Annotated in this window: 22 protein-coding genes and 1 pseudogene; 14 read left to right on the top strand and 9 right to left on the bottom strand. The window is 74.9% G+C overall.

The features are described from left to right. Positions 1–33: 33 nt before the first annotated feature. On the bottom strand, positions 34–690 hold the full coding sequence (locus tag HDA31_RS24195; protein WP_178063450.1) for a hypothetical protein: 657 nt from the start codon (positions 688–690) through the stop codon (positions 34–36). A gap of 23 nt (positions 691–713) precedes the next feature. Here HDA31_RS24195 and HDA31_RS24190 point away from each other — a divergent pair, with 23 nt between their 5' ends. Beyond that, positions 714–1250, top strand: coding sequence for an acyl-CoA thioesterase (locus HDA31_RS24190; RefSeq protein ID WP_074476619.1), 537 nt, complete (start codon positions 714–716; stop codon positions 1248–1250). A gap of 253 nt (positions 1251–1503) precedes the next feature. Beyond that, positions 1504–3492: an acetoacetate--CoA ligase gene (locus HDA31_RS24185; RefSeq protein WP_178063451.1), complete on the top strand. Its 1989-nt coding sequence runs from the start codon at positions 1504–1506 to the stop codon at positions 3490–3492. A gap of 55 nt (positions 3493–3547) precedes the next feature. Here the strand turns inward: HDA31_RS24185 and HDA31_RS24180 are convergent, their stop codons facing one another. Further along, positions 3548–4237 carry a TIGR03089 family protein gene (locus HDA31_RS24180; RefSeq protein WP_178063452.1) on the bottom strand — a complete coding sequence of 230 codons (690 nt, stop codon included), beginning with the start codon at positions 4235–4237 and terminating at the stop codon, positions 3548–3550. A 151-nt stretch (positions 4238–4388) separates the two neighbouring features. On the opposite strand from HDA31_RS24180, the gene HDA31_RS24175 reads away from it, so the two are divergent. Both HDA31_RS24175 and HDA31_RS24170 read left to right on the top strand, forming a co-directional pair. Continuing rightward, complete coding sequence (locus tag HDA31_RS24175) at positions 4389–5534, top strand: glycosyltransferase family 4 protein (protein WP_178063453.1); 1146 nt, start codon at positions 4389–4391, stop codon at positions 5532–5534. Positions 5535–5589: 55 nt separating this feature from the next. Beyond that, positions 5590–6681 (top strand): mannose-1-phosphate guanylyltransferase, encoded by a 1092-nt coding sequence (locus HDA31_RS24170; protein ID WP_074476786.1) that lies wholly within the window; start codon positions 5590–5592, stop codon positions 6679–6681. A gap of 133 nt (positions 6682–6814) precedes the next feature. Here HDA31_RS24170 and HDA31_RS24165 read toward each other — a convergent pair whose 3' ends face one another. Further along, positions 6815–7420: an NUDIX hydrolase gene (locus tag HDA31_RS24165; protein WP_178067117.1), complete on the bottom strand. Its 606-nt coding sequence runs from the start codon at positions 7418–7420 to the stop codon at positions 6815–6817. A gap of 42 nt (positions 7421–7462) precedes the next feature. Between HDA31_RS24165 and HDA31_RS24160 the strand changes: the two genes are divergently transcribed. Both HDA31_RS24160 and HDA31_RS24155 read left to right on the top strand, forming a co-directional pair. Further along, the gene (locus HDA31_RS24160; protein WP_178063454.1) at positions 7463–8497 is read left to right on the top strand and encodes a hypothetical protein; all 1035 of its coding nucleotides are present in this window, start codon (positions 7463–7465) and stop codon (positions 8495–8497) included. Positions 8498–8799: 302 nt separating this feature from the next. Further along, complete coding sequence (locus HDA31_RS24155) at positions 8800–9804, top strand: winged helix-turn-helix domain-containing protein (protein WP_178063455.1); 1005 nt, start codon at positions 8800–8802, stop codon at positions 9802–9804. Positions 9805–9960: 156 nt separating this feature from the next. On the opposite strand, the gene HDA31_RS24150 is transcribed toward HDA31_RS24155, so the two are convergent. Both HDA31_RS24150 and cofD read right to left on the bottom strand, forming a co-directional pair. Next, positions 9961–11049 carry a coenzyme F420-0:L-glutamate ligase gene (locus tag HDA31_RS24150; protein WP_178063456.1) on the bottom strand — a complete coding sequence of 363 codons (1089 nt, stop codon included), beginning with the start codon at positions 11047–11049 and terminating at the stop codon, positions 9961–9963. Beyond that, the gene (cofD, locus tag HDA31_RS24145; RefSeq protein ID WP_074476613.1) at positions 11046–11999 is read right to left on the bottom strand and encodes a 2-phospho-L-lactate transferase; all 954 of its coding nucleotides are present in this window, start codon (positions 11997–11999) and stop codon (positions 11046–11048) included. Before cofD ends, HDA31_RS24150 begins: the two co-directional genes overlap by 4 nt. A gap of 99 nt (positions 12000–12098) precedes the next feature. Here cofD and HDA31_RS24140 point away from each other — a divergent pair, with 99 nt between their 5' ends. The 6 genes from HDA31_RS24140 (at position 12099) to HDA31_RS24115 (ending at position 19153) form a co-directional block, all read left to right on the top strand. Continuing rightward, positions 12099–13145 (top strand): hypothetical protein, encoded by a 1047-nt coding sequence (locus tag HDA31_RS24140; protein WP_178063457.1) that lies wholly within the window; start codon positions 12099–12101, stop codon positions 13143–13145. 428 nt (positions 13146–13573) lie between these two features. Next, complete coding sequence (locus HDA31_RS24135; protein ID WP_178063458.1) at positions 13574–16132, top strand: bifunctional FO biosynthesis protein CofGH; 2559 nt, start codon at positions 13574–13576, stop codon at positions 16130–16132. Between the two features lie 155 nt (positions 16133–16287). Continuing rightward, the gene (locus HDA31_RS24130) at positions 16288–16563 is read left to right on the top strand and encodes a hypothetical protein (RefSeq protein ID WP_043961986.1); all 276 of its coding nucleotides are present in this window, start codon (positions 16288–16290) and stop codon (positions 16561–16563) included. A 94-nt stretch (positions 16564–16657) separates the two neighbouring features. After that, on the top strand, positions 16658–18052 hold the full coding sequence (locus HDA31_RS24125) for a DUF4331 domain-containing protein (protein ID WP_178063459.1): 1395 nt from the start codon (positions 16658–16660) through the stop codon (positions 18050–18052). A gap of 18 nt (positions 18053–18070) precedes the next feature. After that, positions 18071–18421 (top strand): phospholipase, encoded by a 351-nt coding sequence (locus tag HDA31_RS24120; protein WP_074476609.1) that lies wholly within the window; start codon positions 18071–18073, stop codon positions 18419–18421. A 474-nt stretch (positions 18422–18895) separates the two neighbouring features. Continuing rightward, a complete protein-coding gene (locus HDA31_RS24115) occupies positions 18896–19153 on the top strand; it encodes a WhiB family transcriptional regulator (RefSeq protein WP_007074725.1) in 258 nt (85 codons plus the stop codon). Between the two features lie 124 nt (positions 19154–19277). Here the strand turns inward: HDA31_RS24115 and HDA31_RS24110 are convergent, their stop codons facing one another. Continuing rightward, a complete protein-coding gene (locus HDA31_RS24110) occupies positions 19278–19727 on the bottom strand; it encodes a metallopeptidase family protein (RefSeq protein ID WP_007455785.1) in 450 nt (149 codons plus the stop codon). Positions 19728–19901: 174 nt separating this feature from the next. On the opposite strand from HDA31_RS24110, the gene HDA31_RS24105 reads away from it, so the two are divergent. Beyond that, a complete protein-coding gene (locus HDA31_RS24105; RefSeq protein WP_043961989.1) occupies positions 19902–20282 on the top strand; it encodes a DUF3499 domain-containing protein in 381 nt (126 codons plus the stop codon). 44 nt (positions 20283–20326) lie between these two features. On the opposite strand, the gene HDA31_RS24100 is transcribed toward HDA31_RS24105, so the two are convergent. Both HDA31_RS24100 and HDA31_RS24095 read right to left on the bottom strand, forming a co-directional pair. Beyond that, on the bottom strand, positions 20327–21703 hold the full coding sequence (locus HDA31_RS24100) for an NAD(P)/FAD-dependent oxidoreductase (protein ID WP_178063460.1): 1377 nt from the start codon (positions 21701–21703) through the stop codon (positions 20327–20329). A 27-nt stretch (positions 21704–21730) separates the two neighbouring features. Continuing rightward, complete coding sequence (locus tag HDA31_RS24095) at positions 21731–23077, bottom strand: aspartate aminotransferase family protein (protein WP_074476606.1); 1347 nt, start codon at positions 23075–23077, stop codon at positions 21731–21733. Between the two features lie 1117 nt (positions 23078–24194). Here HDA31_RS24095 and HDA31_RS24090 point away from each other — a divergent pair. Beyond that, positions 24195–24385: pseudogene (locus tag HDA31_RS24090) on the top strand (DUF397 domain-containing protein). On the opposite strand, the gene HDA31_RS24085 reads toward HDA31_RS24090, so the two are convergent. After that, a complete protein-coding gene (locus tag HDA31_RS24085) occupies positions 24364–24879 on the bottom strand; it encodes an Lrp/AsnC family transcriptional regulator (protein WP_074476604.1) in 516 nt (171 codons plus the stop codon). The pseudogene HDA31_RS24090 and the gene HDA31_RS24085 sit on opposite strands and share 22 nt — an antisense overlap. Positions 24880–25080 lie beyond the last annotated feature (201 nt).

The raw sequence follows: 25080 nt of genomic DNA, 5'->3' as shown, positions 1-25080 counted from the left end.
GACCCGCGCGCCCCGGGCCCGACGGTGGTCTCGTCAGCGCAGCTCGGTCGTGGTGTCCTCGGCGCGCCGCGGCGGGGCCGACCAGGGAGACTCGCCGGCCGTGCGGCGGGGCAGCGGCTCCGGCGGCGGCTGGTCCGGGTAGCCCAGGGTGAGCGGGGCGGTGTCCCGCTCCGCCGCGCTGCCGCCCGACGGCCAGTCGGTGAGCGTGAAGGTGCCGGGGCCGGTGTCCTCCGGCCGCTGCGCCGGCGCGGGCGCGACCGCCGGCCGGGGCCAGCGCCGCCACCGCTGCCTGCTGAACGTGGCCATCAGCAGCAGCGCGCCGACCAGGAAGAGCGTGCCGTTCTGCACGGGCAGGAACAGCGGCAGCGGGTCGCCCAGCGCCTTCCAGCCCTCCGGGACGCGGTCGCGCACCTCGAACGGCGCGACGAACATCCCGACGTACGGGGCGATCAGCAGCAGCCCGGCGACCAGCGGGCCGAGCGGCGAGAATCGCAGGGTGCCGAGCAGGCCGAGCAGGACGCCGGCGACGGCCAGGTAGACGCCCGGCTCGATCAGGTTGGCCGTGTTGAACGTGCCGATCTCCACCCACCGGGTGATCGTGCGGGTCGACCCGTCCTGCCCGAGCGCGAGCAGCGCCCAGGTGACGGGCGCCACCACCAGCCCGGCGAGGAAGCTCCAGAGATGTCGCATTGGCGCACCGTACCGTTTCCGGCATGACAGATCACCCCTCCGCCGCGCCGCAGCCCTCTGCGCCCCCGCAGGGAAAACCCACGTCGTACTCCCGCGTCACGCTCAGTCGAATCATGACCGCGGTCGATGTCAATCTGTACGGGACCGTGCACGGAGGGGTGTTGATGAAGTTCGTCGACGACGTGGCGGGCGCGGCGGCGGCCCGGCACAGCGGCGGCACGGCGGTGACGGCCGCGATCGACGAGATCGTGTTCTCCGAGGCGGTCCGGGTGGGCGACCTGGTGCACGCGCACGCCCAGGTCAACTGGACCGGGCAGACCTCGATGGAGGTGGGCGTGCGGGTGGTCGCCGAGCGCTGGGACTCGGCCGAGGACGAGCCGGTGCCGGTCGCCACGGCGTACCTGGTCTTCGTGGGGGTGGACGTGGGCGGCCTGCCCCGCCCGGTCCGGCCGGTGCTGCCGGAGACCTTGGAGGACGAGCGCCGCTACCGGGAGGCGGAGATCCGCCGCGCCCACCGGCTGGCCCGCCGCCGCGCGATCCAGGCCCACCGCGAGGCCTGACCCGCCCCGCCCCGCCCCGCCGCCGTCCCGCCCGCCGCCGCCCGCCGGCCGGTGTGAGAAGGGTGCCCTTCTCTACCGTATGCGTTAACAAGGGGCCCTTCCTTGCACCCCACACAGCGCGGGCGGCGGGGGTGTGGGACGGGCACGCCCCGGTGGGTGGGGACCGGGGCGGACAATGTCCCTGCGACATAGGGCAAGATGGCATCACGGCCCACGTGACGGGGCGGTTCGGGGCCTGGAGGAGGGTGGAGCTGTGGGTGACGTGCTGTGGACACCGCCGGCGGACGTGCGCGAGCGGTCCCGGATCGGTGCCTACCTGCGTTGGCTGGCGGAGCACCGGGGGCTGGAGTTCGCCGACTACGCCGCGCTGTGGGAGTGGTCGGTCACCGACCTCGACGGGTTCTGGCGGTCCGTCTGGGACCACTTCGGCGTCGTCGCGCACACCGGGCCGACGGCCATCCTGGCCGACCCGGCGATGCCGGGCGCCCGCTGGTTCCCCGGGGCCACGCTCAACTACGCCGAGAACGTGCTGCGCATGCCGGGGCTCGGCGACGACGACCCGGTGGTGATCGCGCACGGGCAGACCCGCGCGCCGCAGACCCTGACCGCCGCCGAGCTGCGCGAGCAGGTCCGTCGGGTGGCGGCCGGGCTGCGCCGCCTCGGCGTCGGCCCCGGCGACCGGGTCGCCGCGTACGCGCCGAACATCCCCGAGACGTACGTGCTGCTGCTGGCCACCGCCAGCCTCGGCGCGATCTTCTCGTCCTGCGCGCCGGAGTTCGGCACCCGCAGCGTCACCGACCGGTGGCGGCAGATCGAGCCGACGGTCCTCGTCGCCGTCGACGGCTACCGGTACGGCGACAAGCCCGTCGACCGGCGCGGCGAGGTGGCCGCCATCCGGGCCGCCCTGCCGTCGCTGCGGCACACCGTCGCCGTCGCGTACCTCGACCCGGCCGGCCCGGCCCCCGACGGCGCGGTCTCCTGGGCGGAGCTGGCCGCGCCGACCGACGAGCCGCTGACCTTCGCCGGCGTGCCGTTCGACCACCCCCTGTACGTGCTCTACTCCTCCGGCACCACCGGGCTGCCCAAGCCGATCGTGCACGGCCACGGCGGCATCCTGCTGGAACACCTGAAGATGCTCGCCCTGCACCACGACCTGGGCCCCGGCGACCGGTTCTTCTGGTTCACCACCACCGGCTGGATGATGTGGAACTTCCTGGTCTCCGCGCCGGCGGTCGGCGCGGCGATCGTGCTGTTCGACGGCAACCCGGGCCATCCCGACCTGGGCGGGCTGTGGCGGCTGGCCGCCGAGACCGGCACCACCTACTTCGGCACCTCCGCGCCGTTCCTGCTGGCCTGCCGCAAGGCCGGCCTGGTGCCGCGCGAGGTCGCCGACCTGTCCGCGCTGCGCGGCGTCGGCTCCACCGGCGCGCCGCTGCCCGCCGAGGGCTTCACCTGGGTCTACGAGGCGGTCGGCACCGACCTCCAGCTCCAGTCGCTCTCCGGCGGCACGGACGTGTGCACCGGGTTCGTCGGCGGGGTGCCGCTGCTGCCGGTGCACGCCGGGGAGATCACCTGCCGGGCGCTCGGCGCGCGGGTGGAGGCGCGTTCGGCCGACGGCACGCCGGTCCTCGGCGAGCTGGGCGAGCTGGTCATCACCGCGCCGATGCCGAGCATGCCGGTCGGGTTCTGGAACGACGCCGACGGGTCCCGCTACCGGGAGGCGTACTTCGAGCTCTACCCGGGCGTGTGGCGGCACGGCGACTGGATCACCATCAACGAGCGGGGCGGCTGCGTGATCACCGGCCGGTCCGACGCCACCCTCAACCGGGGCGGCGTGCGGCTCGGCACCGCCGAGTTCTACTCCGTCGTCGAGGGCCTCGACGAGGTCGTCGACTCGGTGGTGGTGCACCTGGAGGACGACGAGGGCGGCGCGGGGGAGCTGCTGCTGTTCGTGGTGCTCGCGGAGGGGCTCGAACTCGACGACGCGCTGCGGAGGAAGATCTGCCGCGAGCTGCGTACCGCCCTGTCGCCCCGGCACGTGCCCGACGAGATCCATCAGGTCCGGGCCGTGCCGCGCACGCTGAGCGCCAAGAAGCTGGAGGTGCCGGTGAAGAAGATCCTCACCGGCACGCCGGTGGACGACGCGGCGGCCAAGGGCGCCCTGGCCAACCCGGAGTCGCTGACGGCCTTCGCCGCGTTCGCCCAGCGTCGGCCCGCCCCCGAGGCGCCGGCCCGCTCCTGACCGCTGCCCCGGGCCGCCCCGCCTGCTGCCCCGGGCCGCCCCGCCCGGACGCCCGTCAGGCCAGGGTGCGGGTGACCCGTTCCGTGTCGGCGCGGGCCGGCAGCCGGGCCGGGTCGGCGTTGGCGCACAGCACCGTCGACGCGCCGGCCACCAGCGGGGCGAGCAGCCAGTCGACCGGGTCAGGGTAGGCGGCCACGTCCAGCAGGACCCGGTCGCCCCGGGCGAGCCCCAGCTCCGCGGCCCGGGCCGTCGCGCGGCCCAGCAGCTCCGCGTCGGCCGGCCCACCGGCGGCGTACGGGGTGAAGTGGTCGCCGTGCGCGCGCACGGCGACCACGTAGTCGGCGAAGCCGGCGGGCACCTCGCGCAGCGGCAGGGCGAACGGGGCGAGCGCCAGCGCGTACCGCTCGCCGGCCGGCCAGGCGTCGGCCTCGCCGACCCGGTCGGCGGCCGCGAAGAGCACCTCCACCGCCCCCGGCGCGTCGGCCACCACCAGCCCCGCCGACCAGCAGCCCAGCAGCACGGCGGCGGTCTGCCAGTGCGGTGGGAGCAGCGCCCCGGCCGACTCGCCCGGGCCGGCGGCCACCTCGTCGGTCAGCAGGTTGGCGGTCTTGGCCACCCAGTTCGCCAGCGTCGCGCCGGACAGTTCGGTGCGCTCGCCGGTGGCGTCGTCGTACCAGGTCAGCAGGGGTTGCGCGGGATCGGGTGCGATCGCTGCGGCGAGCACCCGGGCAATGTTGTCGGCCATCGGCGCGAACGATACGCCGCCGGAGTCCGTATCCCTCGACGGTGACAAGTCGACGAACGGTCGGGTCGCAGTCAGCGACCGGGCCGGGCACCGGCGTAGGCTTGCCCGGAGTGTTGTTCCCCACAGATTCGCCACCGCAAGGAGTCGCCCCGTGACCGCCGGTCGTCCGCCCCGCGTACTCATCGACGCCACGAGTGTCCCCGCCGACCGGGGCGGCGTCGGTCGATACGTCGACGGTCTGCTCGGCGCCCTCGGGAAGGTGTGCGGCCACGGGGTCGACCTGGCCGTGGTCGGCCTGCGCACCGACCTGGAGCGCTACTCCCGGATGCTGCCCGGCGCGGAGATCGTCGCCGCCCCGGCCGCCGTGGCCCACCGCCCGGCCCGGCTCGCCTGGGAGCAGACGGGCCTGCCGCTGCTGGCCCAGCAGGTCGGCGCGCAGGTGCTGCACTCGCCCTTCTACACCTGCCCGTTGCGGGCGGGTTGTCCGGTCACGGTGACCGTGCACGACGCGACCTTCTTCACCGAGCCGGAGCACTACGACAAGTCCCGCCGCACGTTCTTCCGCAGCGCGATCAAGACGTCGCTGCGCCGGGCCGCCCGGGTGATCGTGCCCAGCAAGGCCACCCGGGACGAGCTGATCCGGCTGCTCGACGCCGACCCGACCCGCATCGACGTCGCCTACCACGGGGTCGACCACGCCGCCTTCCACGCGCCCGGCGAGGAGGAGAAGGCCCGGGTCCGGGCCCGGCTGGGGCTCGGCGACAGCAGCTACGTCGCCTTCCTCGGCGCGAAGGAGCCCCGCAAGAACGTCCCGAACCTGATCCGGGGCTGGGCGCGCGCGGTCGCCGACCGGCAGGACCCGCCCGCCCTGGTGGTCGCCGGCGGTCAGGGGCACGACGACGATATCGACCGGGCCGTCGCCGAGGTGCCGTCGCACCTGCGCCTGCTGCGCCCGGGCTACCTGCGCTACGCCGACCTGCCCGGCTTCCTCGGCGGCGCGCTGGTCGCCGCCTACCCGTCGTACGGCGAGGGGTTCGGCCTGCCGATCCTGGAGGCCATGGCCTGCGCCGCACCGGTGCTGACCACGCCGCGGCTGTCGCTGCCCGAGGTCGGCGGCGACGCGGTGGCGTACACGAGCGAGGCCCCGGAGCAGATCGCCACCGACCTGGCGGCCCTGCTCGACGACGAGCAGCGCCGGCTGTCGCTGGCCAAGGCGGGCTTCGACCGGGCGAAGGAGTTCACCTGGGAGTCCAGCGCCGAGGTGCACATCGCGGCGTGGACCCGGGCCCGCGCCTGACGCCGCGCGGCGTGACGATGCGCCCGTACCGTGCGGGTTCGGGCATGATGTGCTGATGCTCTACGCCGTCATCCCGGCGGGCGGCAGCGGCACAAGGTTGTGGCCGTTGTCCCGTGCGGGCCATCCCAAGTTCCTCCACCCGCTCACCGGCACCCCCGCGTCCCTGCTCCAGGCGACGGTGGACCGGCTGGCTCCGCTGACCACGCCGGAGCGCACCCTGGTGGTCACCGGAGCCGCGCACGTCGCGGCGGTGGCGCGGCAACTGGCCGGCCTGCCCGAGGAGAACATCCTCGTCGAGCCCTCACCCCGGGACTCCTGCGCGGCCATCGCCCTCGCCGCGGCGGTGATCGCGCAGCGCGAGCCGGGCGCGGTGATGGGCTCCTTCGCCGCCGACCACCTGATCCGCGACGCCGACGTCTGGCGGGCCACGGTCGCCGAGGCGGTGACCGGCGCGGAGCAGGGGCTGCTGATGACGGTGGGCATCACCCCGACGCGCGCCGAGACCGGCTACGGCTACCTGCACACCGGCGACCCGGCCGCCGACGGTCCACTGCGGCCGGTGCTGGAGTTCAAGGAGAAGCCGGCCGCCGAGGTCGCCGAGGCGTACCTCCGCTCCGGGCACCACCTCTGGAACGCCAGCATGTTCGTCTGGCGGGTCGACGTGTTCCTCGCGGAGCTGGCCCGCCAGCAGCCGGCGCTGCACGCCGGGATCACCGCGATCGCCGCCGCCTGGGGCACCCCCGAGCAGGACGACGTCCTCGGCACGGTCTGGCCGACCCTGCCGAAGATCTCCGTCGACTACGCGGTGATGGAGGGCGCGGCGACCGCCGGGCGGGTCGCCACCGTCCCCGGCGACTTCGGCTGGAACGACGTCGGCGACTTCCACACCCTCGGCGACGTCCTGCCCGCCGACGCGGCCGGCAACGTGGTCCTCGGCACCGACGCCAAGCCGGGCGTGCTGCTGCGCGACGCCAGCGGGCTGGTCGTGGTGCCGCACTCCGGCCGGCTGGTGGCCGCCCTCGGCGTGCACGACCTGATCGTCGTCGACACCCCGGACGCCGTGCTGGTCTGCCCCCGCGACCGCGCCCAGGACGTGAAGGCCCTGGTCGACGAGCTGAAGGACCGGGGCGAGGAGAACCTGGTCTGACCCCGGGCGGGCGGCGGCCCACTGTCCGGTTGCCCCGCCGCCCGCCGCCCGGTCGCAGGCCCACTGTCCGGTCGCCCGCCGCCCGGTCGCCCGCCGCCCGGTCGCCCGCAGCTTGGCGGCCGGGCGGGCCGGGTCAGCCGGTGCGGCGGCGCAGGGCGGCCAGGGCTGGGGCGACGAGCTGGGCGGTGCCGCCGGCCAGCGGCTCCGGCAGCCGGTCCGGCGGGAACCAGCCGAGCGCCTCGGACTCGTCGCTGACCCGTTCGGTCGCGCCCGCCGGCGCGAAGACCGCGAACCGCACGTCGTAGTGCAGCGACCCGCCCTGGCAGGCGACCTGGTGGACGTCCACGTCGATCGGGACCGGGTCGACGACCAGGCCGGCGATGCCCGACTCCTCGCCGGCCTCGCGCAGCGCCGCGCCGGCCAGGGTCCGGTCGTCGGGCTCGCAGTGCCCGCCGAGCTGCACCCACTTGCGGAACTTGCCGTGCAGGCAGAGCAGCACCCGCCCGCCGGTCGGGTCGAGCACCAGCGCGCTGGCCGTCACGTGTCCGGCCCGGTGCTCGCGGGCCAGGGCCACCGGCCCGGCGGCCAGCAGCTCCAGGGTGCGGTCCCGCGCCGCGCCGGCCGCCGCGCCGGTCGGCGTCCACCCTTCGAGTACGGCGGTCGCGTCGCCGTGCAGCGCCGCGTAGCTGGGGACATGGCTGTTAAGCGGGGGCCCCTGCTCGACAGAATGCGTTAACAGGGGGCCCTTCCTTGCGTCTGGCACGGGTGCCACCCTATGCGGGTGACCTTGCGACTTGTCGAGTTCGTCGTCGCCGGCAACGAGGCCAGTGATCTGCTGCCGGTGCGCTCGCCGGCCGTGCTCGCCGCCCACCGTGCCCGGCGTGGATTCTGGACCGTCCTCGACGAGGGCCCGGTCGAGCAGTGCCTGGCCCTGCTGCTCGAACACGACGACGGCGAGTGGTCCGCCCACCACGTCGACGCCGACGCCGGCGCCGAGAACGGCCGCACCGAGGACGGTGAGGCGCTGGCCCACCACGACGGCTGGGTCTACGTCTTCGGCTCCCACTTCGGTTCGAAGGCGGGCCCGCTGCGCCCCCGCCGCGCGTTCGTGGCCCGGTTCCGCGAGGACGACGCCGTCGGCGGCCGGCTGCCCGTGCGGGTGGTGCGCAACCGGTTCCGGCTGCACCGGGCGGTCAACGACGCGCTGGCCGCCGCCGAGCTGGCCACCCTGCCGCCGGGCCGGCGGGTGCGGGACCGGTTCATCGGCGAGACGGTGGCCCGGGGCACCGCCCGCGCGAAGGGCTGGGTGAGCCGGCTCGCCGAGGGCGACCTGCCGCTCAACGTCGAGGCGGCGGCGTTCACCCCGCACGGGACGGTGCTGCTCGGCCTGCGCTTCCCGGTGACCGCCGACGGGGAGCCGATCCTGGTCGAGGTGGCCGGGGTGCCGGAGATGTTCGACGGCGGGGCCTGGCCCCGGGCCCTCGGCGCGTACGCCCTGACCGGCGTGACCCCGCCGGGGGCGCTCACCGGCTTCCGCGCGCTCGTGCCGCTGCCCGACGGCGGCTACGCGGCGATCGTCGGCTCGATCGACGCGCTGGGCAAGGGTTCGGTGCTGCTCGACGACCACCCGCAGGGCGGCGACGTCACCTCGCGGCACGTCCGGTTCCGGCTGGAGAAGGCGGCCGGGCACCTCGTGCCGGGCGAACTGGTGGCGGACCTGGCACCGTTCCACCACGTGGAGGGGCTGGCCGAGGCCGACGGCCGCTGCTGGTACGTCACGGACGAGGACCACCGGGTCGCGCTCTGGATCGACTGACCGGGCGCGCGGAGCCGGGCGGGCCTCGGCCCGGCCGGGTTGGCGGACGGGGACACCTCTGCGGAGCAAGGGCCGCAGACCCTCGTGGTGCCGCCCGTCCGCCGGATCCTCCCCGGCCCCGGTGGCTCGGGCCGGCGTCGATGACGGACGGCCCGTGCGGGACAACCCAGAGCATGCCGAAGGCCGACCGGGGACGTCGAGGTTTTTCAGCCCACGCTTAAAAGTGGAGATAACTGCCGCCCGGGTACAGTGCGAACGGTCGGCAGTGCCTCCCTCTCTGCCCGCCGCACGGGAGCGACCCAATGCTGAAGATCTATTTCTCGCCCGACGACGTCCTCCGGACCCGGGTGGCCCCGGGCGCGGACCCGCTCTGGGAGCTGATCCTCAGCGTGCACGTGCTCCAGGTCCGCAGCCCGGACCCGCTGACCTCCGGCTGGCGGCGGGGCGTCTCCCGGGAGCTGCGCCGGCTGGTCGGCGCGGAGCCGCTCCGGCTGCTGTTCGCGCTGAACCCGGGGCGGGGCTACTTCCCCGACTTCCTCACCCCGCACGAGGGCCTTCAGGGGCTGACGGAGGGGCTGGAGGCCGTCCGCAGCACCCCCGTGCGGCTGCTGCACCGCGACATGACCCGGATGGCCGGGGAGCACCCGCTGCCCTCCTCGGCGGCGGCGCTGGCCCGGGGCGAGCCCGAGGTGCTGCGCCACCTGACGGACTCCATGGAGCGGTACCGCGAGCTGGCGCTGAGCCCGTACTGGGCGCACATCCAGGCCGCGATCGAATCGGACCGGATGCGGCGCGCCCGCGCCCTGCTCGACGGGGGCGTCGCGGGGCTGCTCGACAGCTTCCGCCCGCTCGCCCGCTGGGAGTCGGGGGTGTTGGAGATCCACGGCTACCCGGAGAGTCGGGAGCTGCACCTCGACGGCCGGGGCCTGCTGCTGGTGCCGTCGTTCTTCTGCGCCGGCACCCCCGTGGCGCTGGCCGACCCGGACCTGCCGCCGGTGCTCGTCTATCCGGTGGACCGGCTGGGCGGGCTCGTCCCGGCGGAGGTCGGCGGCGGCGCGTCGACCCGGGCCGGCGCCGGGCGGGACGCGCTGGCCGCGCTGCTCGGCCGCACCCGGGCGGCGGTGCTGGAGGCCACCGACGCCGGCTGCACCACCGGCGAGGTGGCCCGCCGGCTGCGCATCTCCCCGGCGGCGGCGAGCCAGCACGCCACCGTGCTGCGCAACGCCGGCCTGCTGGTGAGCCACCGCGACCGCAACACCGTCCTGCACACCCTCACCCCGCTGGGCCGCGCCATCCTCGACGCCTGAGCCCGGCCGGGCGACCCGCAGCGCCAGCGGGCGACCCGCAGCCCCGGCAGGCGGGCCGCAGCGTCAGCGGGCGTCCCACGGCGCCAGCAGGCGGGCCGTAGCCCCGGCAGGCGGGCCGTAGCCCCGGCCGGGAGCCGGCGGGCCGTCCCGTTCGGCTCAGAGCGCCAGGCAGGCGGCGGCCGTGCTGCCCGGCGGGGGCGGCAGCAGGGTCGACGGGACGCCCTCGGCGGCCAGGGCGGTGCGCAGGCGTTGCAGATCCGCGCCGAGGCGCACCAGGCCGGCCGGGTCGACCGGCGTCGGCGGCTGCCCGAGCACCAGGACGGTGGCCCGCTGCGGCCAGCCGGGCACGGTGGCGACCAGCGCCGCGCGTACCTCGGCGTCGGTGACGGGGGTGAAGGCCGTGCCGGGGGCGACCACGCCGGCCACCGCGGCGATGGCCCGCGCCACCGCCGCCGGGTCGGCGGGGGCCTCGCCGGGGCCGTCGGACAGGGTCGCGGCGGCAGCCAGCCCGGCCGCGCGCGCCTCCGCCGTGCCGAGCGAGAACAGGTCCAGCTCCGCGTCCCGGACCAGCGCCCGCGCGCCGACGCCGTCGTCGGGCGCGGTCGCGGTGAGGTAGCCGCGCACCACGGCCACGGGGACCTGGTCGCACTTGCCCTTGATCAGCTCGCCGGCGCCGGCCAGCTCGTCCACGACCGCCATCTGGGTGAGCTGGAGCTCGTTGCCGTACGGGTCGACCTCGCCCCGGTGGTCGCGGATCGCCGGCATCCCGGCCACCCCGAGCGCCACGTCGGTGAGGCCGTTGCGCCAGGGGCGGCCCATCGTGTCGGTGACGATCACCGCGACGTCCAGGTCGTAGCGCTCGCGCAGCGCCGCCCGCAGGGCCCGCGCCGAGGCGTCCGGGTCCTGCGGGAGCAGCACCAGCCGGGTCTTGTCGACGTTCGAGGCGTCGATGCCGGCGGAGGCCATCACGAAGCCGTGGTGGGTCTGCACGATCCGGGTCGCCCCCCGGGTGGCCACCACCCGGGCGGTCTCGGCGGCCAGCGCCTCGTCCCGGGCGGCCAGTCGCTCCGGCCCGTCGGCCGGCACGTCCACCAGCCGCCCCTCCGCCTTGGAGACGATCTTGCTGGTCACCACGAGCACGTCGCCGTCGCGCAGCCACGGCGCGGCGGTGGCGATCAGCGCCGCCAGGTCGTCACCCTCGGTGACGTCGCCGATGCCCAGCACCGGCAGGATCTCCAGCCTCACGCCAGCTCCACCGCCGCCCGCACCATGGCCGCCGTCGCCGCCTCGTCGGTCATCAGCAGCGGGACCGCCCGCACCGGCACGCCCGGCACCACCGTGTCGGCGTCCTCGGGGGCCACCAGCCAGCCGTCCAGCAGCCCGCCGGAGGACCGGCCGCCGTAGAGGCCGCCCACCCCGGCGGCGCTGCACTCGACGCCGAGCACGGCCAGGCAGCGGTCGGCCATCCCGCGCACCGCCGCCCCGCCGACGATCGGGGACACCCCGACCACCGGGGCCGGGCCGGCGGCGAGCGCCTCGCGCAGCCCCGGCACGGCCAGCACCGGGGCGACGCTCACCACCGGGTTGCTCGGCGCGACCAGCACCACGTCGGCGGCGGCGACCGCGTCGAGCACGCCGGGCGCGGGCTTCGCCGCCTCCGCGCCGACGAAGACGAACCGGTGGGTGGGGATGCCGGCGCGGTACCGGATCCACCACTCCTGGAAGTGGATCGCCCGCTGTCCGCCGCCGTCGGGGTCGCTCACCACCACGTGCGTCTCCAGCCGGTCGTCGGTCGCCGGCAGCAGGCGTACGCCGGGCTGCCAGCGCGCCGCCAGCGCCTCGGTGACCGCCGACAGCGGGTACCCGCCGGTGAGCATCGTGGTGCGCACCAGGTGGGTGGCGACGTCCCGGTCGCCGAGCCCGAACCAGGTCGGCTCCGCGCCGTACGCGGCCAGCTCCGACTTCACCGTCCAGGTCTCGTCGGCCCGGCCCCAGCCCCGCTCGGCGTCGGCCCCGCCGCCCAGGGTGTACATGACGCTGTCCAGGTCGGGGCAGACCTTGAGCCCGTGCAGGTAGAGGTCGTCGCCGACGTTGACCACGGCGGTCACCTCGGCGCCCACCTCGCGGGCGTACGCCCGGACGCCGAGCAGGAATCGGGCCCCCCCGATGCCGCCGGCCAGTACGACGATGCGCATGCCGCCCATCCTCCCGCACGCCCCGCGCCGGGGTCGCCGGTGCCCGGGGAGACTAGGCTCACGTCGGCAACTGTCCGTTACCGCCCCGAGGGGGAGTTCGTGACCAGCCCCGCCGAGCCCGCGTCCGGTGACGCGACGCCCGCGTCCCACCCCGCCACCCCGGCCCGTCGCCTCACCGACCCGTTACGCGAGCTGATCGCGCTGGCGCTGCTCGGCGCGAACGCCGTGCTGCTGTTCGTCGGCCTGATCCGGCTGCTCGCCCCGACCGAGTACAGCACCTTCTACAGCCGGGCGGGCAGCGGCTTCTTCTCGTTCGCCGGCCTGGAGGCGGCCGTGCTGCCGGTGCTGGCCGTTCTCCTCGCCACGCACGTCGCCCCGGTCGCGCAGCGGGCGAAGCTGATCGTCCAGGTGGCGCTGGGCGAGTACGCCCTCGCCGCCCTGCTCGCCGCGCTCACCCTGCTGATCTGGACGGTGGACCGGCTCGCCAAGGCGGAGGTGCTCGACGCCTTCCTCGGCCTGCTGACCCGGGCCGCGTGGCTGGCGATCTTCGCGTCCGGCGCGTTCGTGGTCTTCCGGGTCTGGCGCGCCCTCTACTTCATCCCGAAGCCGAAGCCGGCCCCCGGCATGTACGGCCAGCCGCAGCCGGGCTGGCCGCAGCAGCAGCCCGGTCAGCCGGGTCAGCCCGGTCCGCAGGGCTGGGGCCCGGCGCAGCAGGGCGGTTGGCCGCCCGCCGGGCAGCAGGCCGGCTACCCGGTCGCCGGCCAGCAGCCCGGCCACGGCCCCGCCGGCCAGCCGGGCCAGTACGGGCAGCCGGCCTCGCCGTTCGCCCCGGCGTCCGCGCCCCCGGCCGCCGCCCCGCCGTTCTCCGCCCCGCCGGCGTCCGCGCCCCCGGCCTCCGCGCCGCCGTACCCGGCCCCGCCGCAGTCCGGCCCTCCGTTCACGCCGCCCCCGGCGGGCGCGCAGCCGGCCTCGCCGTTCCCCCCGCCGCAGCCCATGGCGGCGTCCGCGCCGCCGTTCGGGCAGCCGCCGTCGGCCGACCCGACCCAGGCGATCCCGCGTCAACCCGGCGAGCCGGGCGCGTCGGGCGGCGAGCGCAACCCTGACGCCGAGGCCGACCGCACCCAGCGCTTCCCGCGCGAGGACTGAGCCGCCGTTCGTCGGGTGGGTTCCCTGGCGGGGCACGGCTGCCGGGAGCCCACCCGACGCGTTTCCGACACAGCGGTCACCGTCGCGTGGCCGAGCGTCACTGTCCGAGGTCGGCGCGTGCCACCCCGCCCGCCCTTTGCTCTGCACCCGGATACGCAGCGCGCTGCGCACCGCGATGCGGTTGCCGAACCCCGGCCATCAACGATCCTGCATCGTCGCAGCCCAGTCCCGGTGTTGCGCCCGTGGGTGCAGAGCAGAGGGAGCCACGGGTGTCTGCCGGGGCCGGTCGGGTGTGACGGACGGTCAGCCCGGGGGAGCCGCCGTGGCCCGCCGCGCGTCCGTCACCGCCCGTGTGCGGTCCGGCCGTCGCGACGAAGCTGACCTGGCCAGCGGATCAGGGCCGGCGGCAGGGCGCATAGGCTGGGCGGATGGTTGATCGCACCGAGCCCCGCCCCACCGCGGCCAGCATCGAGCGCGCCCTGCGCCGGGCCGCCTCCGGGCTCGCGCTGGACGTCGACGAGGCCGCCGCGCTGCTCGCCGCCCGGGGCGGCGCCCTCGACGAGCTGCTCCGCGTCGCCGGTGACATCCGCGACGCCGGCCTGCGCGACGCCGGCCGCCCCGGCGTCGTCACGTACTCGAAGAAGGTCTTCGTCCCGCTGACCCGGCTCTGTCGGGACCGCTGTCACTACTGCACCTTCGCCACCGTCCCGCACCGGCTGCCGGCCGCCTTCCTCGACCGGGACGAGGTGCTGGCCATCGCCCGGCAGGGCGCGGCGCAGGGCTGCAAGGAGGCGCTGTTCACCCTCGGCGACCGGCCCGAGGAGCGCTGGCCGGCCGCCCGGGAGTGGCTGGACGCGCGCGGCTACGACTCGACCCTCGACTACCTGCGCGCCTGTGCGGTGGCGGTGCTGGAGGAGACCGGCCTGCTGCCGCACCTCAACCCCGGGGTGCTCTCCTGGTCGGAGCTCCAGCGGCTCAAGCCCGTCGCCCCGAGCATGGGCATGATGCTGGAGACCACCGCGACGCGGCTGTGGTCGGAGCCGGGCGGCCCGCACTTCGGCTCGCCCGACAAGGAGCCGGCGGTGCGGCTGCGGGTGCTCGACGACGCCGGCCGGGTCGGGGTGCCGTTCACCACGGGCATCCTGATCGGCATCGGCGAGACCCCGGCCGAGCGGGTCGACGCGCTCTTCGCGATCCGCCGCGCCCAGCGCGCGTACGGCCACCTCCAGGAGGTGATCGTGCAGAACTTCCGCGCCAAGCCGGACACGGCGATGCGCGGCATGCCCGACGCCGAGCTGCACGACCTCGCCGCCACGGTGGCGGTGGCCCGGGTGCTGCTCGGCCCCGGCGCCCGGATCCAGGCCCCGCCGAACCTGATCGCCGGCGAATACGATCTGCTGCTGCGCGCCGGCATCGACGACTGGGGCGGCGTCTCGCCGGTGACCCCCGACCACGTCAACCCGGAGCGCCCCTGGCCGCAGCTCGACGAGCTGGCCCGGCGCACGGCGGAGGCCGGCTTCACGCTGCGCGAGCGGCTGACGATCTACCCCGAGTACGTCCGGGCCGGCGACCCGTGGCTGGACCCGCGCCTGCTGCCGCACGTGTCCGCGTTGGCCGACCCGGCGACCGGGCTCGCCGTCGAGACGGCCCGCCCGCAGGGCCGCCCCTGGCAGGAGCCGGAGGAGGTGTTCGGCGGCGGGCGGACCGACCTGCACGCCACCATCGACACCACCGGCCGCACCGGCGACCGGCGCGGCGACTTCGACAACGTCTACGGCGACTGGTCGGAGGTGGCCGCGCAGGCCGACGCGAGCCGCGCGACAGCGGGGGCGACCGCAGCGGCGGCGGCGACGGCGACGACCGGGGACAGCGCCGGGGACGCCGAGCTGCGGGCCGGGCTGCGGCTGGCCGCCGACGACCCGGCGGCGCTGCTGACGCCGGCCCACGAGGCGAAGGCGCTCGCCCTGTTCGCCGCCGACGGGCCGGCGCTGGACGCGCTGTGCCGCATCGCCGACGACGTGCGCCGCGACACCGTCGGCGACGACGTCACCTACGTCGTCAACCGCAACATCAACTTCAGCAACGTCTGCTACGTCGGCTGCCGGTTCTGCGCGTTCGCCCAGCGGGAGCGCGACGCCGACGCCTACCGGCTCTCCGTCGACCAGGTGGCCGACCGGGCCGAGGAGGCGTGGGCCGCCGGCGCGACGGAGGTCTGCCTCCAGGGCGGCATCGACCCGAAGCTGCCGGTCACCGGCTACGCGGACCTGATCCGGGCGATCAAGGCGCGGGTGCCGGGGATGCACGTGCACGCGTTCTCCCCGATGGAGATCGTCACGGCGGCGGCGAAGGCCGGCGTGCCGGTGCGGGAGTGGTTGACCGGGCTGCGCGAGGCCGGCCTCGACACCATCCCGGGCACCGCCGCCGAGATCCTCGACGACGAGGTGCGCTGGGTGCTCACCAAGGGCAAGCTGCCGGCCGCCGCCTGGGTCGAGGTGGTCTCGACGGCCCACGAGCTCGGCATCCGGTCCAGCTCCACCATGATGTACGGCCACGTCGACCACCCCGGGCAGTGGCTGGCCCACTTCCGGGTGCTGGCCGGGGTGCAGGACCGCACCGGCGGGTTCACCGAGTTCGTGGCGCTGCCGTTCGTGCACACCAACGCCCCGATCTACCTCGCCGGCATCGCCCGGCCCGGCCCGACCTGGCGGGAGAACCGGGCGGTGCACGCGATGGCCCGGCTGCTGCTGCACGGCCGGATCGACAACATCCAGTGCTCCTGGGTGAAGCTCGGCGACGCCGGGACGGCGGCGATGCTCAACGGCGGCTGCAACGACCTGGGCGGCACGCTGATGGAGGAGACGATCTCCCGGATGGCCGGCTCGGGCAACGGCTCGGCGCGCACCGAGGAGCAGTTGCGGGCCATCGCGGCGCGGGCCGGACGACCGGCGCGTAAGCGGACGACCGCGTACGGTCACCTTCGGCCGTAGCGTCGAACCTTTCCGGCGTGCGGGCCGTACCACTGCCTGCCGGCGGCGGCTGAGGCCAGAGCCGCGGCCGGCGGCCCCCTGCGGGCCCGGCGGTCGGCCGGCCCCGCCTTTCGTCACCGCGGGCGCGGACGCGCCGCGCGCCGGAAAGGTTGCCCATGTCCAGTGATCAGCGGAAGCGGCGTTGGCCGCGACTGACCCGCCGGCAGACGTTGACCGCCGCGGCGAGTGCCACCCTCGGGGCCGCCGCGCTCACCGTGCCCGGGTTGTCCGCGGCGCAGAACTCCCCGTCGTCCGGCGGGAAGAAGGACGAGCCCATCGTCGTGCACCTGCGCGGCGGCGACGCGATGGACGTCTTCGTCGGCACGTCCCGGATCGAGGTACGCGACCGCGGCCTGGCGGACCGGCTGCGGCGCGCCGCCGGCAAGCGCTGACGCCACCCCGGTCCCGTTTCCCCGGCGCGGGCTCCCGGCGCCGGCCCCTCCACTCTTCCCCTGATCGCTTGCTGCCCAGTGAGGTTGGTCCGCCATGTCTTCCCACCGCGAGGCCCCGGAGATCGCGAAGGATCCGGTCGCCGACAGCTCCGACCTGTACGCGTTCGTCAGCCCCGACCGTCCCGACTCGGTCACGCTGATCGCCAACTACGTGCCGTTGCAGCTCCCCTCCGGCGGCCCGAACTTCTTCGAGTTCGGCGACGACGTGCGGTACGAGATCCATATCGACAACGACGGCGACGGCAAGCCGGACGTCACCTACCGGTTCGAATTCACCACCGAGATCACGAACCCGAACAGCTTTCTCTACAACACCGGGCCGATCGAGTCGCTGGACAGCAAGAACTGGAACCGCAAGCAGTTCTACTCGCTGACCCGCATCGCCGACGGGAAGGAGCACCGGCTGGCCAACAAGCTGGCCTGCCCGCCGTGCAACGTCGGCCCGCTGTCCACCCCGAACTACGCGGCCCTGGCCCGGCAGGCCACGTTCAGCCTGTCGACGGGGGAGAAGGTCTTCGCCGGGCAGCGCGCCGACGGGTTCTTCGTCGACCTGGGGGCGATCTTCGACCTGGGCACCCTGCGGCCGTTCCAGCAGTTGCACGTGGCCGGCAAGAAGCTGTTCAAGGCCGAGGGGGAGCCGGTCAACGCCACCGACCGGATGAACGTGCACACCCTCGCCGTGCAGGTGCCGCTGAGCCGGGTGCGCCGCCGGGCCAACCGGTACGGCACGCACGACCGCGCCTCGGTCATCGGCGTGTGGACGTCGGCGTCGCGGCAGCAGGCGCGGATCCTCGGCAACGGCTCGGCGAAGGACACCGCGACCGGCCCGTTCGTGCAGGTGTCACGGCTCGGCAACCCGTTGTTCAACGAGGTCATCGTGCCGATGTCCAAGAAGGACGAGTGGAACACGCTGCCGCCCACGGAGGACAAGCGGTTCGCGAAGTTCGTCGAGCAGCCGGAGCTGGCCGCCCTGCTCCCGGTGCTGTACCCGGGCGTGTTCCCCAAGCTGGACGCGCTGAACAAGACGAAGAAGGCCCGCGCGGACCTGCTGGCGATCCTGCTCACCGGCATCCCGGCCGGGCTGATCCAGGGCTTCTCCAACAACACCGGCGACGTGCAGGCCGACATGCTGCGGCTGAACACGGCCATCCGGCCCAGCGCCAAGCCGGACCGGTTCGGGGTGCTCGGCGGCGACCTGGCCGGCTTCCCGAACGGGCGGCGGGTCGCCGACGACGTGGTCAGCATCGCGCTGCGGGCCATCGCCGGGGTCACCGTGCCGCTGGTCGACAAGGGGTTCACCCCGGACGCGGCGGCCGGCGCGGTCACGCCGGGGCTGAGCGCCGCCGACGTGACGGCCCCGTTCCTGCGCAACTTCCCCTTCCTCGGCACGCCGTACGACGGGTTCAACAACCCGCCGGCGTCGTCCTGACCCGGACGGAGCGGACCGATGCACGCCCACCATCATCACCACGCGTACGGGCCGACGGAGACCGGCACCGTCGTCCTCGATCTGGGTGGCGACACGGGTGCCCTGATCATCTACACCGGCCGGCAGCTGCACGGCCGGGAGATCGAGATCAGTCGGGTCGACGACGCGGACGCGCCGCGCACCCACGTCGCGGTGCGTGAGCGCATCGTGCAGGACGGCACCTTCCACAGTGCCGTCTACCCCGATCTCGCCGCAGGGCTCTATACCGTCTGGTGGGATGAGGACACACCCGCCGGGACGGTCACCGTGACCGGGGGGACGGTCGCGGAGTTCACCTGGCCCACCAGCGCACCTTCGGTGGCGATCTGACCCACCGCTCAGCTCCGACCGCTGCGCCCCGTCCATCATGTGGACGGGGCGCTGTCGGCGTTGCGGGCGCGATGGCCAGTCTCGGCCAAGTCGCGTTAACCTGTGCCCCACCAAGATCAGCATCGCGTCGTAGCCCCGCCCCCGAGGCCGCGCCGACGGCTTCGCCGGAGCCGCCCGGCGGGCCGCCGCGGCAAGAAAACTCGGGCAACTCGCCGGGGAGGGCGTTACTCGTCCGGGGTCTGAATCGATAGGGCAGGTTGCGAGGCCGGACGGCCGCAAGGGCCGTCCACGGCGTGTCGGGAGGGCGACTCCATTATCAAGTTCGGCTTGACGGCGCACGCATTACACGCGTGTAATTTGAATGGGGTTGTTCGCACGGAACGCAACAAATGGGGACCGGACGGACACGCACGCCTTTCGCGTGGGGGGTTGCAGCGGCGACGACGCCGGTGCGCGACAAGGAGGCATCTTTAGATGGACGGCCAGCTTGAGGTGGCCGACCTGCTCGGGAACGCGCCGGAGTGGCAGGAGCAGGCACTCTGCTCCCAGACCGACCCGGAGGCGTTCTTCCCCGAGAAGGGCGGCTCGACCCGCGAGGCGAAGCGGATCTGCTCGCGGTGCGAGGTCAAGACCGAATGCCTGGAATACGCTCTCGGCCACGACGAGCGGTTCGGGATCTGGGGTGGGCTCTCGGAACGGGAGCGGCGCAAGCTCAAGCGGCGGGCCGCCTGAGCGTCGCCGGGCCGGGGCGGTGGGGGCCGCCCGGCCCGGGCGTCCGGAGCGCGTGTCGGGGGGCGCGCGCCGGGGCGCAGCGGCGCTGCCGGCCGGGGCGGGGCGCCCGGAAAGCCGGGCCGGGCTAGGCCAGCTCGTCCGGGTCGACGCCCAGCAGGTTCGCCACCTGCTCGATGATCACGTCGTGCACCAGGTCGGCCAGGTCCTCGCGGTCCATGGCCCGGAACTCCAGCGGCCGGCGGTAGAGCACGATCCGGGGCGGGACCTCCTGCCGGCCGGGACGCCCCGGCAGCAGCCGGGCCAGCGGCACCTCGCCGTCCTCCAGCACGTCGGAGTCGTAGACGTTCAGGTCGGGCGGCACGTCCTCCACCGCGAACTCCACGCCGGCCAGCTCCTTGGCGAACCGCCGCTCCAGGGTCTCGACCGTGTCGAGCACCAGGTCGTCGAAGACCTCGGCCTTGGTCCGGGCCAGCGGCACGGTCGCCGGCACCAGCCGCCCGCGCAGGCCGCGCCCGTGCCGGTCCCGGTGGGCGCGCCGGCCGGGGCCGGGGCGGCGGTGTTCCGGACTGGTCATGACGCACAGGGTAGCCCGCCGAGTCGCCCCGCCCACGGCTGTGCGGCTGGCCCGGCGCGCCGACCCGCCCGTCACCGCCCGACGCGTCGGATGTTGCGAATTGTGATCTCGATGACGGGCGTGTCGCAACGCGAACCGGTGCGCCGGACCCGGTAATGGAGATACCCTCCCGCCGTGAGGTCACCACGGCGCTGCTCAAGAAACGGCTGCCCCCGGCAAGCGGTCGCCACATTGACCTATGTCTACAACGAGTCGACGGCCGTGGTCGGGCCCCTCGCGGCCTTCGCCGAGCCGCACACGTACGACCTCTGCGAGCCCCACGCGCGCAGCCTGACGGCCCCCCGGGGCTGGAACGTGGTCCGCCACGAGGGCGAGTTCGAGCCCCCGCCGCCCAGCGCCGACGACCTGGTCGCCCTCGCCGAGGCCGTCCGCGAGGCCGCCCGGCCTGCGCCGCCCCGCCCGCCGAGCGACGACCAGGGCGGCGCGCCGCAACACCACCACAACCCGCAGACGGGCCGCCGCGGCCACCTGCGGGTGATCCCGCCGAACCACTGACCGCCGGCCGCACCGCGCACGCCGTCAGCGTGGGCCCGGCCCGCTCAGTGGCCCAGGAAGCGCTGGAACACGGCGGCCCGCCGGGCCGGCCGGCCCGTGCGCAGCTCCGCCCGGTCGGCCGAGAGCATCACCCGTAGGCCCGCGTTCACGGCCAGCCAGCGCAGCGGCTCCGGCTCCCAGCGCGGCGAGCGGTGCCCCACCCACGGCAGGTCGGTCAGGTCGCTGTCCGCGCCGAGGATCAGATCGGCGAGGGTACGCCCGGCGAGGTTCGTCGTCGCCACCCCGTCGCCGACGTACCCGCCGGCCCAGGCGAGCCCGGTCGCCCGGTCCAGCCCCACCGAGGCCGACCAGTCGCGGGCCACGCCCAGCGGGCCGCCCCAGGTGTGCGTCACCGGCACCTGCGGCCCGAGCGCCGGGAACAGCTCGCCCAGCGTCCGGCGCAGCGCGGCGAACACCCGGGGCTCCCGGTCGAACTCGGGCCGCACCCGGGACCCGAAGTGGTAGGGCGCGCCCCGCCCACCGAACGCCAGCCGCCCGTCGGCCGTGCGCTGCCCGTAGATGATCACGTGGCGGTGGTCGGAGAACGTCTCCCGCCCGGCGAGCCCGATCCGCGCCCACGTCTCCTCGGGCAGCGGCGGGGTCGCCACCATCAGCGAGTAGACCGGCGCGACGCTCCGCCGCTGCCCGGGCAGCCCCGGCGTGTACCCCTCGGTCGCCCGCACCACCACCGGCGCGCGGACCGTCCCGGCCGGGGTCACGGCCGCCCCGGCCCGGATCGCGGTCACCGGCGTCCGCTCGTGGACGGTCACCCCCCGGCGCTCGACCGCCCGGGCCAGCCCGCGCGCCAGCCGGGCCGGGTGCACCACGGCGCAGTGCGGGGTGTACGTCCCGCCGCGTACCCCGTCGGCGGCGCAGCGGGCGGCGGCCTCGGCCGCGTCGAGCAGCACCAGGTCGTCGGCGGTCAGGCCGTACGCGTGGACCTGCGCCACCTCCGCGCGGGCCCGGCCGAGCTGGGCCGCGCTGCGGGCCAGCGTCACCGTCCCGCCGAGGTGCCAGTCGCAGTCGATGCCCTCGGCGGCGGCCGCCCGGCCCACCTCGCGGACGGTGGCCTGCATGGCCCGCTGCATCCGCAGCGCCGCGTCGCGGCCGTGCCGGCGGGCGAGCGCCGGCAGCGAGGTGGGGAACAGCGCCGAACACCAGCCACCGTTGCGCCCCGACGCGCCGTACCCGGCGATCTCGGCCTCCAGCATCGTGATGCGCAGCGCCGGGTCGGCGAGCGCGAGGTAGTACGCCGTCCACAGCCCGGTGTACCCGGCCCCGACGATCACGACGTCCGCGTCGGCGTCCCCGCCGAGCGGCGGGCGGGGCGTCAACGGTCCGTCCACGGTGGACAGCCAGTACGACAGCTCCTGGTAGCGCATGAGCCGGACCTGTTCGCGGCGGCTGCGCTACAGCCGGGCCCACGCCTCGGTGAGCACCGCGCGGAGGATCTGCTCCATCTCGTCGAACTGCTGCTGCTCGGCGATCAGCGGCGGGGCGAGCTGCACGACGGGGTCGCCCCGGTCGTCGGCCCGGCAGTAGAGCCCGGCGGCGAACAGCGCGGTGGAGAGGAACCCGCGCAGCAGCCGCTCCGACTCCGCCTCGTTGAACGTGGCCCGGGTCGCCTTGTCCTTCACCAGCTCGATGCCGTAGAAGTAGCCGTCGCCCCGGACGTCGCCGACGATCGGCAGGTCGTGCAGCTTCTCCAGGGTGGCGCGGAAGGCGTCCTCGTTGGCCCGGACGTGCCCGATCAGGTCCTCCCGGGCGAACACCTCCAGGTTGGCCAGGGCCACCGCGCAGGAGACCGGGTGGCCGCCGAAGGTCACCCCGTGGGCGAACATGCCGGTCTCGGTGAGGAACGGCTCCATCAGCCGGTCGCTGGCGATCATCGCGCCGAGCGGGGCATACCCGGAGGTGATGCCCTTCGCGGTGGTGATGATGTCCGGCCGGTAGCCGTAGCGGACCGCGCCGAAGTATTCGCCGAGCCGCCCCCACGAGCAGATCACCTCGTCGGAGACGAGCAGCACGTCGTACGCGTCGCAGATCTCGCGGACCCGCTCGAAGTAGCCGGGCGGCGGCGGGAAGCAGCCGCCGGAGTTCTGCACCGGCTCCAGGAAGACCGCCGCGACCGTGTCCGGCCCCTCCCGCTCGATGGCCCGCCGGATCTCCTCGGCCGCCCACCGGCCGAACGCCTCGGGCGAGTCGCCGTGCTCCGGGGCCCGGTAGAAGTTCGTGTTCGGGACCTTCACCGCGCCCGGCACCAGCGGCTCGAAGTCGGTCTTGATGCCCGGGAGCCCCGTGATCGACAGCGCGCCCATCGACGTGCCGTGGTACGCGATGTAGCGGCTCACGACCTTGTACTTGTTGGGCTTGCCGGTCCGCTTGAAGTAGGCCCGGGCCAGCTTCCACGCCGCCTCGACGGCCTCGGAGCCGCCGGTGGTGAAGAAGACCCGGTTCAGGTCGGCGGGGGTCAGCGAGGCGATCTTCTCGGCCAGCTCCACGGCCTTCGGGTGCGCGTACGACCACAGCGGGAAGTAGGCCAGCTCGCCGGCCTGCTTCGCGGCGGCCTCGGCCAGCTCGGTGCGCCCGTGGCCGGCGTTGACGACGAAGAGACCGGCCAGCCCGTCCAGGTAACGGCGGCCCTGCGAGTCCCACACGTACGCGCCCTCGCCGCGCACGATCGTCGGCACCTCGCCTGCGGAGTAGCTGGCCATCCGGGTGAAGTGCATCCAGAGGTGGTCGGTGGCGTTGGCCATGTCAGCCCCATCGGGTCTCGGGCCGGTCAGGGGTGACACCGGCCGCTCTGCCCACGGTTATCCCACAGCCGCACGCCGAAAGGCAAGTGGTATCGGTGGCACTTGACTCCCTGGGCAACGGATTCGGCGCGCTGCGACGCTGTCGGCAACGGAATCCGCATCGTGATTGATCTCTCGCATCTCCCGGCTCCCTGCGGCTCTCGCGGCCCGCCCTGGCTTTCGCGGGCCGTGCGGGCCATGCGGGCCGTGCCAGCCGTGCGGGCCGTGCGGGCTGCGTGGGTCCTGCGGCTCTGGCCCGTGCGGGTTTCCCGGCTCTCGCCGGGTGCGCGGGTCCTGCGGCTCTCCCGGGCGGTGCCGTTGCGCGGGACGGCCGGGTGCGGGCACGCGGTGGGCCCTAGGGAGCTGAGTCACCAACGACATCACCCGCCCCCGACCACCCCTTCCGCAGCGTCCCCCCATCCCCGCCACTCCTGCCACATCCCCGCGTCGCCAACCGTCGACCGCCGCCCCAGCCATCCCCGCCGCATCGGCCGCATCCCCCGCCCCACGCCGCCCCGGCCGCCCCTCACGCCATCTCCCAGGCACCTCGCCCGCCGCGATCCGGCCGCCCCGAACGCAGGAGCGAGATGGCCCCTCCAGGGGTCGAAATCTTCCAAGATTCACCTGTCCCTGTCCCTGTCCCCGCCCGCTCACGCCCCGCCCTGTCCCGTCCACGCCTGCGCTCACGCCCCGCCCATGCCCCCCGCCCCCGCGCACGTTTCCGGACTGGGAGAGCTGGGGCTGGGGTGAGTCATCTACGACATCAGCTCCCTAGTGGCGTGAGGGACTTCGCCCCGTCGGACGGGCGCCCCTGAGGCCGGGCGGCCGGCTGGCAGGCGGGTGGGCGGCCAGGCGGGCGGGTAGGCGGGCGGGGAGGCGAGGCGGGCGGGGCGGGTGGGGCGGGTGGGGCGGGTGGGTGGTCCGGTGGGTGGTGGACGTTGTCGGGGCATCCGCCGGGCGTTCGGCACCCATCTTGCATGCGCGCGAGACGTGCGGAACGGGTCCCGCCGCCGCTGCCCGGCCGCGGGTCGACCGCGCTGATCAGAGAGGTGGCGACGACGTGGAGCTGACCGACGCGCTGACGGGTGCCCGGTGGCGCACCGCGACCCGCAGCAGCAACAACGGCGGCGACTGCGTCGAGGTGGCCGGCAACCTGCCCGGTCGGGTGCTGGTGCGCGACAGAAGGACCGCGACGGCGGCATCCTCAGCTTCGACCCGGCCGCCTGGCGGGCCTTCGTCGGGCAGGCTCAGGCGGTGCCCCAGCTGTAGGTCTGCTTGCGCAGCTTGAGATAGACGAACGCCTCGGTGGCGAGCACCCCGTCGACGGCGCGCAGCCGTTGCAGGATCTCCAGCAGGTGCGCGTCGTTGCGGCACACCACCTCGGCGAGCAGGTCGAACGACCCGGCGGTGATGACCACGTAGTCGACCTCCTCGAACTCGGCGAGCCGGTCGGCCACCGTCTCCAGGTCCCCGTCGGTGCGCAGGCCGATCATGGCCTGCCGGGGGAAGCCGAGTTGGAGCGGGTCCGTGACCGCGACGATCTGCATCACCCCGGCGTCGAGCAGCCGCTGCACCCGCTGGCGCACCGCCGCCTCGGAGAGGCCGACGGCCTTGCCGATCGTCGCGTACGGCCGGCGGCCGTCCTCCTGGAGCTGCTCGATGATCTGCTTGGCGACGTCGTCCAGCAGAGCGTGACTGGCGCCTTCACGCACGGCGACGCGTCGACCCCCGCCGCCGCCGCTCTCCTGCTGTCGGATGGCCATCGTCAGCTCCCCATGTCCGGTTCTCCACCGGGATCGTAATGCCCTGGCGCAGTCTGGCGTAATTCGTGGTGCATTGCTATGCCCGCAACGGAATCCCTTGTGAGGCAGGTCAGCTCATGTCAGGATCAGTCGTCCATCGCCTGAAGACCCTCCCGCCGTCGGGCCTCCCCCGTCCCGCCCGCCGACGATGACCCCCTAGGA

This window comes from Micromonospora carbonacea (assembly GCF_014205165.1).
GTDB lineage: Bacteria > Actinomycetota > Actinomycetes > Mycobacteriales > Micromonosporaceae > Micromonospora > Micromonospora carbonacea.
This window is presented reverse-complemented; position numbering and strand designations above follow the sequence as displayed.